Source organism: Prochlorococcus sp. MIT 1306, assembly GCF_047304515.1.
In the GTDB taxonomy this organism is placed as follows: domain Bacteria; phylum Cyanobacteriota; class Cyanobacteriia; order PCC-6307; family Cyanobiaceae; genus Prochlorococcus; species Prochlorococcus marinus_D.
Genome location: NZ_CP138959.1, coordinates 2268936 through 2281459 on the forward strand (window position 1 = coordinate 2268936; position 12524 = coordinate 2281459).

General features: G+C 48.0%; 8 protein-coding genes. 5 read left to right on the forward strand and 3 right to left on the reverse strand.

Annotation, left to right across the window (positions count from 1 at the left end; genetic code table 11):
• Positions 1-215: 215 nt before the first annotated feature.
• The 3 genes from SIB74_RS11345 to recN are packed head-to-tail and all read right to left on the reverse strand — an operon-like array spanning position 216 to position 6443.
• Positions 216-1733 carry an alpha/beta hydrolase family protein gene (locus tag SIB74_RS11345; protein ID WP_063396554.1) on the reverse strand — a complete coding sequence of 506 codons (1518 nt, stop codon included), beginning with the start codon at positions 1731-1733 and terminating at the stop codon, positions 216-218.
• Positions 1733-4708 (reverse strand): excinuclease ABC subunit UvrA, encoded by a 2976-nt coding sequence (gene uvrA / locus SIB74_RS11350; RefSeq protein WP_063396553.1) that lies wholly within the window; start codon positions 4706-4708, stop codon positions 1733-1735. Before uvrA ends, SIB74_RS11345 begins: the two co-directional genes overlap by 1 nt.
• A gap of 46 nt (positions 4709-4754) precedes the next feature.
• Positions 4755-6443, reverse strand: a complete 1689-nt coding sequence (gene recN / locus SIB74_RS11355) for a DNA repair protein RecN (RefSeq protein WP_063396552.1) — start codon at positions 6441-6443, stop codon at positions 4755-4757.
• A gap of 58 nt (positions 6444-6501) precedes the next feature.
• Between recN and SIB74_RS11360 the strand changes: the two genes are divergently transcribed.
• The 5 genes from SIB74_RS11360 (at position 6502) to SIB74_RS11380 (ending at position 12500) form a co-directional block, all read left to right on the forward strand.
• A complete protein-coding gene (locus SIB74_RS11360) occupies positions 6502-8391 on the forward strand; it encodes an ABC1 kinase family protein (RefSeq protein WP_011827589.1) in 1890 nt (629 codons plus the stop codon).
• Between the two features lie 24 nt (positions 8392-8415).
• Positions 8416-9003, forward strand: a complete 588-nt coding sequence (locus tag SIB74_RS11365; RefSeq protein ID WP_063396551.1) for an alpha/beta hydrolase — start codon at positions 8416-8418, stop codon at positions 9001-9003.
• A gap of 82 nt (positions 9004-9085) precedes the next feature.
• Entirely contained in the window at positions 9086-10144 is a 1059-nt protein-coding gene (gene thrC, locus SIB74_RS11370; protein ID WP_063396550.1) for a threonine synthase, read from the forward strand.
• Between the two features lie 409 nt (positions 10145-10553).
• Positions 10554-11720: a DNA polymerase III subunit beta gene (dnaN, locus tag SIB74_RS11375; RefSeq protein WP_011824691.1), complete on the forward strand. Its 1167-nt coding sequence runs from the start codon at positions 10554-10556 to the stop codon at positions 11718-11720.
• Positions 11721-11723: 3 nt separating this feature from the next.
• Positions 11724-12500, forward strand: coding sequence for a hypothetical protein (locus SIB74_RS11380; RefSeq protein ID WP_063396549.1), 777 nt, complete (start codon positions 11724-11726; stop codon positions 12498-12500).
• Positions 12501-12524 lie beyond the last annotated feature (24 nt).

Consider the following 12524-nt stretch of genomic DNA (forward strand, 5'->3'; position numbering starts at 1 on the left):
GGCCATCAAGAAATAATCAAGGAACTTCCATCCTCATAAGCCTAAAGAAAGGATGAGAACCAAACCTCCCAGCTCACTAGAAACGACAACAATATATTCCCTCTATGTGTTTTCTCTTTTAAAAAGAAAAATCCTAGAACGAATCGTTGAGAAATACAAACCTCAAAGACAGAATAATGAAGCCTCTTGCTCGCAACAAGCCAGGCCAAAAAGCCTCAGCGATACAGGTTCAGAGCCGCATCAGTCACATCCACTAAAGGATGCACAGCATCACCCCAACCGCCGCCACTAAAGGTGACAACACCAGGATTTGCAAGCTGTTCATTAATCCAAGCAAGAATGAGGGGCGCCAAAGTGGCCGGCTGAAGCTGATTTGCAGGTGCCATCAAGTTGAAGTGACCACCATCTTGGGCAAGCACCAAGCGATGGCCAAACTCCAAAGCACCACTATCACGCATGGGCACCAGAGCCTCAGGCACCGGAGGCACGACCCAATCACGAGTGCCACTAACCAACAAAACCTTGGCTGTCAAAACTGAAGTTCTCCTTGGATCAAATAGAAGACGTAACGGCGGACTCACCGCCACAACTGCCTTGACCCGTGAGTCTTCAACAGAAGACTCATTCATTTTGGAAAGCCAACTGCACTGCAGTATCCAGCTGATATTGCGCTCAGGGTCATCCTGGTTATGACAACGAGCAGAGAGCTTCACATCCGTTGAGCGTGCCCCAGCCAATTGAATCGCTGTAGTCGCCCCCCATGAATGACCAACAACAGCGACCTCATCTGTATTGAGGGAAAGTCTTGACAACAAACCACCTGACTCCACAGCAGAGAGCATCGCAGTCACATCCATCGCACGAAGACGCAACTCTTGAGGTCCCGGCGGAGGTTGATCACCCGCCAACATCGCCTTCTGCTGATCAGCATCACTGCCCTGATGCTCCGGGAGCAACACCGTATAACCGTTAGCAGAAAGATATTCAGCCCAACCCTGAAGATCTCTCGGAGACTCCCAAAGCCCATGTGAAATGACCACCAAGCGACCATTTGAGCGAGACTTTGGTTCTATCACCACCACCCGTATCGGTTTCGAGCGATGGGAAGCCTGAAAATCAACTTGCTGACTTAACCACAACCCGCTAAGCGGCATGCGTAATCCAGTTTTAATCTGAACAGAAGCCTCTTTCTCCACAAGCAGATTTGCTGCTAGCTGATTGCGTTGAAGCCGTGAGACATAGCTGGCCAATTTCGACAAGTTGATGGATGCAGCTTGACCAGGGATTTGTCGCAACAAACCAAGCACAGTTGGCTGACCACTCTTGGAAGCACGCGAAAGCGCCTCAAGCAACATCCTTCCACTGGTGTCTTGGGGCAGCCCCTCAACTTGAACCAACTTGGATACGGCGATCAGAGCCTGCTCCAAAAGAGGCTGCCCGACAGACTTCTCAATCACCTTCTCAATCTGCGCTGGCAGGGGAGCATTAAAGACCTGATTGAGAAGTCGCTCAAAAGCACCATCCGTAGCCCGATCCAACTCCACAAAATCGGGATTGGCATCAATTAGATCGCCTGCGCTCTGAGCAGCGCCAAGCTCAAAATCAATCTGACTTTCCAGTACAGGCAGATCAAACACCAAGCGTTCAAGTGCAGGAGCAGAGCTTGGAAAAAGTCCAAGCCCCGCTCCAAAACTGATTGCAAACAGCCAAAGACGGGAACGAAAAAACATCATCAAGCTGCAACAGACACAGTCTCAGGAGGATGCTTCGCTAACACCTTCTTGAGATAATGCCCCGTATGGCTAGTGGGATGGGATGCAACCTGTTCTGGAGTCCCCGTGACCAGAAGATCGCCACCACAATCTCCTCCTTCAGGGCCAAGATCAATAATCCAATCAGAACAACGAATTACATCCAAGTTGTGTTCTATCACGATAATTGAATTGCCTTTATCAACAAGACGCTGCATAACATCCATCAACTTATGCACGTCGTAAAAACTGAGGCCAGTGGTTGGTTCATCAATCAAATAAAGGGTTTTGCCAGTAGCGCGCTTTGAGAGCTCGGTAGCAAGCTTCACACGTTGAGCTTCACCACCTGAAAGCGTGGGCGCAGGCTGACCTAACTTCACATATCCCAGTCCCACATCAACCAACGTGCGCAATCGATCAGCCGCCTGGGGAATAGCAGAAAAAACCTCTGCAGCCTGCTCAACCGTCATCTGCAAAACATCTGCAATGGTGTGGCCCTTGTAAGTGACCTGTAAGGTCTCCCGATTAAATCGAGCACCTTTGCAGACATCGCACTGAACATAAACATCTGGCAAAAAGTTCATTTCAATCACATTCACCCCTTGACCACGACAAGCCTCACAGCGACCACCTTTCACATTGAAACTAAACTGACCAACCTGATAACCACGAGCCTTTGCCTCAACGGAAGCAGCAAATACCTGACGAATCGGATCAAACGCACCGGTGTAGGTGGCTGGATTAGAGCGCGGTGTACGGCCGATTGGAGACTGGTCAATCACGATCACCTTGTCGATCGCATTGACACCTCGCAACTCGCCCAAGCCTTGAGGGAAAGGCACCTTCAAACCCAAACTGTGATCTAAGGCAGGATGAAGTAACTCATTCACCAAAGTGCTCTTACCACTACCACTGACTCCTGTGACCGCAACGAGGCGCCCTAAAGGAAAATCTACGGTGAGATTTTTAAGATTATTGCGATCACAATCAATCAAACGAAGCCTGCGACTGCTTCCTTCTCTCCTCTCTCTAGGTGTAGGAATAGAGCGGCGGCCACTGAGATATGCACCTGTCAAAGATTCTTCAGCCATCAACAGATGATCCAAAGATCCTTCAACAACAATATGACCCCCATGCACCCCTGCGCCTGGACCAATATCGACAAGATGGTCAGCGGCGCGAATGGTGTCCTCATCGTGTTCTACCACTATTAAAGTGTTACCCAGATCCCTTAAACGCCTGAGCGTGGCTAACAGACGATCATTGTCCCGCTGATGCAAACCAATGCTTGGTTCATCAAGCACATAAAGCACACCCGTAAGACCAGCGCCGATCTGTGTCGCCAAACGAATCCTCTGAGCCTCACCGCCAGATAAGGTCATCGCGGGTCGATCCAAGCTGAGATATTCGAGCCCAACATCAAGAAGAAAGCGAAGACGCATACGAATCTCCCGCAAGACCAAATCACCGATCTGGATCTGACGTGAATTGAGCAAAGGCTCAGATCCATTGGCTGCTCCAACGCCCATAAGCTTTTCGATGCGTTCAAGAGTCAGCGCCACGCTGATAGAAGTGAGCTCAGTAATCCGATAAGGACCCACCTTCACCGCCAGAGCTTCTGCACGCAATCTCTTCCCACCACAACTTCCACAAGGGACCAACTCAAGAAACTTCTCAAGTTTCTGTTTAACAGACTCGCCACTTGCATCACGCAATTGTCTTTCCAAGATGGGCAAAATACCCTCAAAAGGTCTCATATAACCTGTACTCTTTTTATAGCGGCTATCAGCCTGAATCTGAATCGGCTCAGAACTTCCATAAAGCAATACATGTTGCTGATCTGCCGTTAAGTTCTTCCATGGCGTTTTAATTTCAAAACCAAAGGCCTCACCAACTGAATACAGCAATGAGAAGTAATAGCTGTTGTCCTTATCACTCCAAGGCGCCACAGCGGCATAAACAGGCAGGGAGGGATCAGGCACAACCCGTTCTAAAGTGAACTTACGAAGATGGCCGATGCCATGACAATCAGAACAAGCACCATAAGGGCTATTAAACGAAAATAGCCGGGGAGAAAGTTCCTCAATCACCGCCCCATGCACTGGACATGCAAAATTCTCGGAATAGAGCCGCTCACGCTCCACACCCTCGGGGAGAGCTTGATCAGCTTTAGGTACAACCTCCACCAAAGCAAGGCCATCACCGCGCATCAAAGTGGTACGCAATGAATCAGTTAATCGTTCCTGAATCCCTTCCCGAGCCACCAGACGATCAACCACAACCTCAATACTGTGCAGATGGTTCTTGTCCAATTCAATGTTGTCGGCAAGCTCTCTAACCTCTGCATTAATCCGAACCCTCGCAAATCCCTCTGCCGCAAGGCCACTCAACAATTTGGCGTGAGTACCCTTCTTTCCACGAACCAACGGTGCCAACAATTGATAACGCGTTCCTTCAGGCAAAATTAGGATCTGATCCACCATCTCATCGATGGTCTGAGGCCGGATTAGCCGATCACATTGCGGACAGTGCGGTTCTCCAGCACGTCCGAATAGCAAGCGCAAATAATCCTGAATTTCCGTGACCGTTCCAACGGTTGAACGAGGATTGTGACTCGTCGACTTCTGATCAATGGAAATCGCCGGTGACAACCCCTCGATAGCATCGACATCAGGCTTATCAACCTGACCCAAAAACTGACGGGCATAAGCGGAAAGACTCTCGACGTAGCGACGCTGACCCTCAGCAAAAATCGTGTCAAACGCTAAAGAGCTCTTTCCGCTTCCACTTACTCCGGTTAAAACCACCAGCTTGTTGCGTGGAAGGGTGATATCAACGTTCTTGAGGTTGTGCTGACGCGCACCTCGCACGCGAATCACATCCTCCAATGAGCCACCACTCAGATTCAGCTGCTTACTCAAACGATGATCCTTGACCTTGGCGGCATCTCGCCCCATGAGGCATCAATCAATAGCAAGGGAGTCTACGAAAACCAGCTGTCAATTAGGCCACTTGATGGTCCAGCAAGCTGGCCGCATAGGCCCGCGCCTCAGCCAAATCCCCGCCAGCCAAATCCGCCAATTCCTGCATTCGAGACTGAGTGTCCCTCAGTTGGGACACTCGCGATCGTGTCAAACCCTGCTCAACTAATTTGCTGACACGGAAATGATGGTCTGCAGCTGCCGCCACCAATGGTTGATGGGTAACACAAAAGACTTGTCGATGAAGAGCTAGATCCTTTAGAAGACTGGCAATCTCGCCACTCAGCCGACCACTTACTCCTGCATCAATCTCATCAAACAGCAAGGTGCTCCGTCCATCCACTGCACTGAGGGTTGTTTTAAGGGCAAGCAAAAAACGAGACATCTCACCACCCGACGCCACTTCAGCAAGAGGAGCTAACGGCTGACCAGGATTAGCGGAAAAAAGAAATTGAACAGCATCCGCACCATTTTCACTAGGCATAGACGAGTTGAGCTGAACCTTAAAACGCACATTCTCCAGACCCATCGGACGCAAATATGTCATCAACTTCTGCTCTAATTGGCGCGCCGTTTTCTCCCTAACAACTGTTAGAGACTGATTCGCTCGATCCATACAATTCCGGGCATTTTCCTCCTCTTTCTTCAACTTCTCTAAAGCAGCTTCTGCCCCACCGACTGCCAAATGATTCCTCAATTCATCCCGACGAACCAGCATCTGCGGCAAATCCAAACCAAAACGTCTCTCCAATCGCTTCAAAAACGCGAGCCGTTCCTGCAACTGACCAAGACGTTCTGGATCACTCTCCAAAACAGAACCGTAATGCTCAAGCTGATGAATCAAATCCTGCAAACCGGCCTCAAAATCGAGACATTGATCCAGCTGAGTGGCCAAAGAAGAATCCAGCAAAGACATTGCCTGAAGTTGATGAACACAGGCAGCCAAATGATCCAGAACAGACGGCACTTGATCAGCACCCAGTTTCAACCGACCGATCAATACACCTAAGCCCTCCTGCAACCTCACGCCATGAACAAGTCGATCCTGCTCCCGCTGAAGAGTCTTGTCTTCGCAGCAATCGTCTAACTGAGCAAGCTCCAGTTCCTCAAGCTGCATTTCCTCCTCCTGTCTCTGCCGTTGCAACTGCTGCCAGTTGGCTTGAGCCTGCTCAAGCCTTAAAGAGTTCTGTTGCCAATCAGACCAGCTTTGCTTCACTTGCAAAAGAGTACGTTCCAAAACAACACCACCAAAACGATCCAACCACCAACGCTGCTGACCAGGTCTCGCTAATTGCTGAGCCTGACCCTGCACAGTGAGATCAATCAACAACGGTCGCAAAGTGAGAATCTGCTGCCGATTAACCGTCACCCCATTGAGTCGAAAACGACTGCTAACTCGATTGTCCTGACGACGCCACTCCCTACAAAGGACCAGTTCCGCATCTTCTGAATCAAACTCCTGATCCTTAAGCCAATGTTCTACTGCTGAATCAAGCGCGAAACTTGCCTCAATCTGACCACGCTCCTCACCAAAACTAAGTAAGCGAACTCCCGCCGTTCCTTGCGCTCCTCCCAAAAGAGCATCCAATGCCTCAAACAGGATCGATTTTCCCGCTCCTGTTTCTCCCGTAAGCACCGTAAAACCTTGATCAAAGCTCAGATCCAGGCTGTCGATCAAAGCAATGTTTTGAAGTCGAAGACCAATTAACACGGCCGACCCCCAGTGTCGACCGACGGTAGCGGCTATCAAAGTCGTTTAGAAGGGGGGGATGATCAAGACCCCACTCAGGATGGAAACAGAACTCGGGGATTTCATCGAGGCGGCAGGCCTACTTGAATACGACCCTGCTGCAATTACCAGAATTTATGCCGGTCATCCACAGCGCCTTTTGCGCCGACTATGGCAAACACTTCTACCCATTGGTCTTTTCCTGATTGGCTTAGCAGGGGACAAAGTTTTTGGCTTACTCAACGATGCAAATCGTGCTCGTTCCCGAGCACGAGAATTCGCGGAACTCTTGGTAGAGCTTGGCCCTGCTTTCATTAAGGCCGGACAAGCTCTTTCCAGTCGACCAGACCTGGTACCACCAGTTCTACTGGAAGAGCTTTCACAACTACAAGACCAATTGCCAGGCTTCGACAGTGTCATGGCTATGGCCTGCATAGAAGAAGACCTTGAAGCACCAATCGAAGAGATCTACGAACAACTCGACAAAGAGCCCATCTCTGCCGCCTCTCTAGGACAGGTCCACCGAGGCGTACTCAAAGGAGGTCAACAGGTGGCTGTCAAGGTACAACGACCAGGACTTCGTGAACAAATCACCCTTGATCTTTACATCGTACGGAACATTGCCGCATGGCTAAAAAGCAATGTGAGATTGATACGTAGTGATCTTGTGGCGCTGATTGATGAGCTAGGCCGAAGAGTATTTGAAGAGATGGATTATCTCAATGAAGCTGCCAATGCAGAGCGTTTCCGCACTCTTCACAGCCATAATCAACGCATCGCTGTACCAATAATCTATCGGCAAGCTACTAGCCGTAGAGTACTTACAATGGAATGGATTGATGGCGTAAAACTCACTAATCTAACGGCAGTGAGAGAGCTAGGAATCGATCCCAATAATATGGTTGAAGTCGGAGTTAACTGCAGCTTGCAACAGTTGCTGGAACACGGTTTTTTCCACGCTGATCCACATCCAGGCAACCTTCTAGCTATGGCCGATGGGCGGCTCTGCTACCTAGATTTCGGAATGATGAGTGAGGTGAGCCGAGAATCACGTACAGGCTTAATTGAAGCAGTGGTACATCTGGTAAACCGTAATTTCAACAACCTTTCACGTGACTTTGTAAAACTCGGTTTTCTAGCAGAAGATGTCAATCTCCAACCAATTGTACCTGCGTTTGAAAGTGTCTTCAGCCAAGCTCTTGAGATGGGTGTAAGTCGCCTTGATTTCAAAAGCGTAACTGATGACCTCTCTGGCGTAATGTACAAGTTCCCTTTCAAGGTACCTCCATACTACGCATTAATTATTCGTTCACTAATAACACTTGAAGGCATCGCATTAAGCGTAGATTCAGAATTCAAAATTCTTGGTGCTGCTTATCCTTACTTCGCTCGGCGACTCATGGAAGATCCCGACCCTCAATTACGCCAAAGCCTCAAAGAAATGCTATTTGACGGAGAAATCTTCCGCTGGACTCGACTAGAAAACCTTGTAGCAAGTGCTGCAAGCCAAGCCCAGCTTGACTTGGACAGCTTAATGGATCAGGTCATCGATTTCCTCTTCTCAATCAACGGTGGTCTCTTGAGAGACCAACTTGTTGAAGCACTAATCAACCGCCTTGACGCCTTTGGCTGGCAAACATTTCAACGTCTGGGTCGTAACCTACCGCGATCCTTGCAACCTCCACTTATAGCCATTGGTTCGGAGTCTGAAAATTCTGACGATGGCTCACTGCTTGATTTAGAACCAATTCGGCAACTGATCGCTATCTTGCAAAACCTGCCCGGCTTCACTCCTGAACTAGTCCTCAGCCGCCTACCAAGACTGATCCGCGAACCTGACACCCACAAAATGGGTATAAAAGTTGCGCAGGGTCTCGCCGAACGTGGTGTTGTCCGTCTTGTCAAGGTAGCAGCAGGAGTTTCACCCTAAATTCTGTGACTAAAGGGTTCACTAATGAATCAATCCAAAAAACATTCTTACCGGTCTCTGATGGCTCTCTGCCTAGGTTTGGGATTAAGTCTGTTTTCAACGATGCCGAAAGCAGAAGCAGCCAAAGAAGTGGCCTTAGTGAGTGGTGCCTTCCGCCGCTCAATCTCAGTGTCAAATTTGGAATATCTAGCAAAAACAGGAAAAGCCAGAGGCCTTTTAAAAGATGCCCTGAAATTCAGTCGACAAAACCCTGAAACTGTTTCCAAGCTCCTCAATAAAAAGGTAGAACTTCCTATAGGGCTTACCAGTCGATTGATGACCACCCGCATTGGCAACGTAATCATCAACCGCATATCCAAAATCATCTACCCTCTCAACGTGCCAAACCCTTCGGTAAGCGTTCCAGCATTCAGATCTGGAGTAATCAATGGCATGCAATTAGGGAAGGGCGGTCTTAATGCCATCCACTTTCTAAAAGCCTATCCCAACCAAACAATGACAGTAAACCTACCGGCTCTGTTTGGAATCATGCAAAAAGCTGAGTCAATCGCTGGTCTGGTGAAATTCTTTTCCGATTCCCCACTAGACGGCCTTAAGGAATCTAAGCCTTAAGGCTTAGATTCCTTCTAAACACTGCTCTCTGTAGGTGTCACTCAGCCAGAACCTCCCTCAAGCTATCGCCACAGCCCCTGTGATGCAGGATTGGCCTGGCCTAATAGAAGCGTATAGATCCTGGTTGCCCGTAAGCGATACCACACCTGTCGTGACTCTCAAAGAAGGAGCGACGCCATTGATCCCTGTCAACTCCATAGCTGAACGGATTGGCAGGGGAGTTAAGGTCTACGTGAAATACGACGGCCTCAACCCCACAGGGTCCTTTAAGGACCGAGGCATGACGATGGCAATCAGCAAGGCCAAAGAAGCTAATTGTGAAGGAGTCATATGTGCCAGTACAGGCAACACATCTGCTGCTGCTGCTGCATATGCAAGACGCGCTGGCATGCGTGCTTTTGTATTAATTCCAGACGGTTATGTAGCGCAAGGAAAGTTAGCTCAAGCTTTAGTTTATGGCGCCGAGGTGCTAGCAATTCGAGGCAATTTTGATCGTGCTCTCGACATTGTTCAAGAAATGGCCTTGAAATACCCAGTAACTCTAGTGAATTCCGTCAACCCATACAGGCTTCAAGGTCAAAAAACTGCAGCCTTTGAAATTGTTGATGCTCTCGGAGAAGCACCGGAATGGCTTTGCATCCCAATGGGGAATGCAGGCAATATCACTGCGTATTGGATGGGTTTTCAAGAGTACAAACAAGCCGGAAAATGTCAACTTCTACCACAAATGATGGGATTCCAAGCAAGTGGATCTGCTCCATTAGTTTTCAATAAAACCGTAAACAATCCAAATACAATCGCAACGGCAATTAGAATAGGCAACCCAGTCAACAAAGAAAAAGCTATTGCCGCAAAATCAAGCAGCAATGGAGCCTTTCTTGATGTTTCAGATGAAAAAATAATAGAAGCTTACAAATTGCTTGGTCGAGAGGAAGGCATTTTCTGTGAACCTGCAAGTGCTGCTTCTGTAGCAGGATTATTAAAACGTGCTTCTGAAGTCCCTTCAGGGGCAACTGTTGTATGTGTCCTTACTGGCAACGGTTTAAAAGATCCAGATTGTGCCATCAATAACAACGATGCAACATTTCATGCAGATCTAAATCCAGATCTGACCACTGTGGCTCGTGTCATGGGCTTTTAAGGATCAAACAACCACTAGCAGCTCAAATAGACTATCTACAATCTGACTGTGGAAATCATATTAAAACCATATTTAAAGCTGGGGAAAAGGACCCAAAACCAAGCCATTTAAAGAGCTCAGCATTTTCCCCAATTGATTAAAATGTGGAAAGAAAGCCATGCCTCCACATGCCCAACTATCCTTTCCACAAGTCTCTAACCATTAGAGTCCAGTCGTCGTAAAGGATTTGTACAATTTTCCACGATTTCCTCAAGCACTACTACTACGGTTCTTTTAATTTCTTTTAATAATTTAATCAATAAAACCGGGAGGTTGTGAATGAGAATGATCTGCCATTGCACTTCTCGCTGGCTTGTGAAATTGTGGGAGACCTCTTCAGCGTTCTCGTTCTAGTCGTGACATTGATTCCATGAAACTGGTTTGTTCACAGGCTGAACTCAATACAGCACTACAGCTCGTTAGCAGAGCCGTGGCCTCACGACCCACTCATCCGGTGCTAGCTAACGTGCTTCTCACTGCTGATGCTGGCACTGATCGTCTCAGCCTCACGGGTTTTGATCTGAGCCTTGGTATTCAAACGGCATTGACTGCCTCGGTGGAATCCAGTGGTGCGATTACTTTGCCTGCGCGCCTATTAGGGGAAATTGTTTCAAGGCTTTCAAGTGATTCGCCTATCACTTTGGCCACTGATGAGGCTGGTGAACAGGTAGAGCTCAAAAGTTTAAGCGGGAGTTATCAGATGCGTGGGATGTCTGCTGATGATTTTCCTGAATTACCTCTTGTTGAAAGTGGTAAGGCTGTCAAGGTGAATGCGAGGGCTCTTTTGACAGCTCTTCGAGGAACTCTTTTTGCTAGCAGTTCAGATGAAGCCAAACAGTTACTAACAGGAGTTCATTTGCATTTTGATGGTAAAGCGATGGAAGCAGCGGCAACTGATGGTCATCGCCTTGCAGTTTTAAGCTTGGCAGATGCCTTAGATGTTGAGACTACGCTTTCATCTGACACGGATGATGAAGGTGAGAATTTTGCGGTAACGCTTCCTTCTCGCTCTTTGCGGGAAGTGGAGCGCTTGATCGCCGGATGGCGTAGTGATGATCAAGTGAGTTTGTTTTGTGATAAGGGTCAGGTGGTATTTTTAGCTGCTGATCAAGTTGTAACTAGTCGAACATTAGACGGAACTTATCCTAACTATCGTCAGTTAATTCCTGATGGTTTTGCTCGGAGCTTTGATGTTGATCGGCGTGCTTTTATTTCAGCTTTGGAACGGATAGCTGTATTAGCTGATCAACATAACAATGTTGTAAAGGTTAGTGGTGACAGTACTTCTGAGCTTCTACAAATTAGTGCTGATGCTCAGGATGTAGGCAGTGGCTCTGAATCGCTATCGGCTGAATTTACTGGTGATTCTGTTCAGATTGCTTTTAATGTTCGTTATGTACTAGATGGTTTGAAGGTGATGGATAGTGATCGTATTGTACTGCGTTGTAATGCTCCAACCACACCTGCAATTATTTCACCAAAGGATGATGATATTGGCTTTACGTATTTGGTGATGCCAGTACAAATTCGTTCTTGAACTTTGAATCTTCCTGATCAGATTTTATTGAGTGATCTGTTGCATCATCGTGTACGTTGTGATCAGGGATTAGATCATGGGCCTGGAGTAATGCCTTGGATGCATCCTCCAGTTCATCGTTTACTTGGTTGGGTTAGTCGTCCATCAGCACTTCGAGTGTCGAGGGATGTTTGGCGTTTGGATCAGTCTCGTGGGATTAATGAGCAAGAGGTTTTTGTTAAAGGGCAACCGGCTGTTTCTGATCAGATCACGCTTGAGCGTCTTCCCACTTTGTTAGATGCTGATTTGTTGGATCGCGATGGGGAACGCCTTGGTTTGGTGGCTGATTTTGTTTTTATTCCCACAACAGGCAAAATTCTTCATTATTTGGTCTCTCGCAGTGATCCTCGCCTTCCAGGCAGCAGTCGATGGCGATTAACAACTGATCGCATTGTTGATCAGCAACCAGGAATGGTTTCTACTGCTTTGCGTGGTTTAGATGATCTTCCCTTGGTTCATTCCAGTGTTCGGCAGGGTTTAATCAAGCGTTCCCGTCATTGGCGTGATCAACTTCACAAGATGGGTGACCGGGCTAGTGATCGTTTGGAAGGTTGGTTGGAGGATCCTCCCTGGGAAGAACCAGTTCAGCGTTCTTGGAAGTCTTCTGATATGGCTGAAATGGATCCCTTAGAAGGTTGGGATGATCAACAGACTGATAATTTTTCCCAATCAACTGAAGAGTTACGCCGCCGTCGGCGTCCGGACGGTAGAGGCGATGGTCAGGATGATCCTTGGGTTTGAGCTTTATAAGTAAAACTGGGAAGA

What these genes read in the sequence shown, in the direction of transcription:
- dnaN (WP_011824691.1), top strand. Translation starts at nt 10,554, where the DNA reads ATGAAACTGGTTTGTTCACAGGCTGAACTCAATACAGCACTACAGCTC.
- SIB74_RS11365 (WP_063396551.1), top strand. Translation starts at nt 8,416, where the DNA reads ATGAATCAATCCAAAAAACATTCTTACCGGTCTCTGATGGCTCTCTGC.
- thrC (WP_063396550.1), top strand. Translation starts at nt 9,086, where the DNA reads ATGCAGGATTGGCCTGGCCTAATAGAAGCGTATAGATCCTGGTTGCCC.
- uvrA (WP_063396553.1), bottom strand. Translation starts at nt 4,708, where the DNA reads ATGGGGCGAGATGCCGCCAAGGTCAAGGATCATCGTTTGAGTAAGCAG.
- SIB74_RS11360 (WP_011827589.1), top strand. Translation starts at nt 6,502, where the DNA reads ATGATCAAGACCCCACTCAGGATGGAAACAGAACTCGGGGATTTCATC.
- SIB74_RS11345 (WP_063396554.1), bottom strand. Translation starts at nt 1,733, where the DNA reads ATGATGTTTTTTCGTTCCCGTCTTTGGCTGTTTGCAATCAGTTTTGGA.